Origin of the sequence: Shewanella sp. SG41-4, from assembly GCF_014164505.1 — a bacterium.
In the GTDB taxonomy this organism is placed as follows: Bacteria; Pseudomonadota; Gammaproteobacteria; order Enterobacterales; family Shewanellaceae; genus Shewanella.
In genome coordinates this window covers 1-1,363 of the sequence record NZ_JACJFI010000597.1, presented here as the reverse complement: position 1 = coordinate 1,363, position 1,363 = coordinate 1, and the positions used below count along the sequence as shown (strand labels likewise).

General features: G+C 35.1%; 1 protein-coding gene. It reads right to left on the bottom strand.

Going from position 1 to position 1,363, the window contains the following annotated elements; translation table 11 throughout:
* Positions 1-1,291: serine hydrolase domain-containing protein (locus tag H5202_RS22530; protein ID WP_182773985.1), on the bottom strand; the 1,291-nt coding region annotated here is incomplete at its 3' end.
* Positions 1,292-1,363 lie beyond the last annotated feature (72 nt).

The window sequence follows — 1,363 nt, the reverse complement described above, 5'->3', positions numbered from 1 at the left end:
CATAACCACTAATTGCTTGTTCTATATTATTTAATTGCCAATAAGTTTCGGCTACACTATCAAAAGCATTGGCACTTTCTGGAAACAACTCTGTATTTAAAATAAACACTTGTAGGGCTTGTTGAATCTTATCTTGACCAACTAACCAATAGCCAAAATTATTAATGTCACTTTCATTAAGCTTAATTTCCTCCTTGCGTTGCAATGATTCAGCTACGCCAATAGCCTTATCATAACCATTTTTTTCTAGTTTATGAAAAAGAACCCTTATTGAAGCTGGTAAACCGAATCCATTTTCTTTTTTCATTTCAGGAATATAAAAACTTGCAATATCATCAATGAACTGACTGGGAATACCTCCCATTAAATTGGTAAGTACTACTATTGAAAGCTTATCTTCTGGGTAGATGAAAAAGGCTGAACGATTACCTCCGGAAGGTGCTACAGCAGGATGCTGTTCACGAACAACTACAGGCCATCCCAACGCATAACCATTTAATAATTTATTGAAACCTTGAGTATGTCCATTGTTCAAAAGAGCGGGGCGCCAAAGCTCTTCAATACTCGATTTTTCCTTTAATAACATATTACTTTGTAAAGCTATTATCCATCTAGCTAATTCAGTTGCAGTCGAACTCATTCCTACAGCGGGGTAGAGAATAGACGAATATTCCTCTGTGTTTATATTAGATAGTTGCTGATTATCATAATAGGTATAGCGTCTTGCAGAATGCTTAATGACATTGTTTAAATTTGAAAATCCTGCATATTGAGTGCGTTCCATATCAACTTTTTGCAGTTGATTTTCTCGGATAAAATCAACAAAGGGTTGATTAGTGATTTTTTCAATTATTTTCCCAATGACAATATAATTAGTTTGGTTGTATTCAAATTTACTACCGGCTACAAATTCATTAGGTAATGTTTGGACTAGTTCCCATGCCGCATCAGGCCCTTTATCTGAAATCAATTTCCCTACGTCATTAGCCAAAATTTCTGGCAAGCCAGAGGTATGGGTCATCAACTGCTTGATAGTTCGATCTTGCCAAGTGACGGGTAAATTTGGCAAATAATTGGATATTTCTTTCGATATATCCAGTTTTCCATCTTCAACTAATTGCATTACAGCAATACCAGTAAAGGCTTTTGTAATTGAATTAATTGAAAATAACGTCTCATTATCAACAGGCACGGCATCTTCAATATTGGCCAAGCCATAACTATTGGTTTTGATTATTTTGTTATTTTGCACAATAACAAGTTGTAATCCGGGTATTTTCTGTTTTGTCATTTCATGTTTTATAAAGACATCAATCTCGTCGGCGTGGGAACTAGTCCAAACATTACCTAATGAATTTGTAGC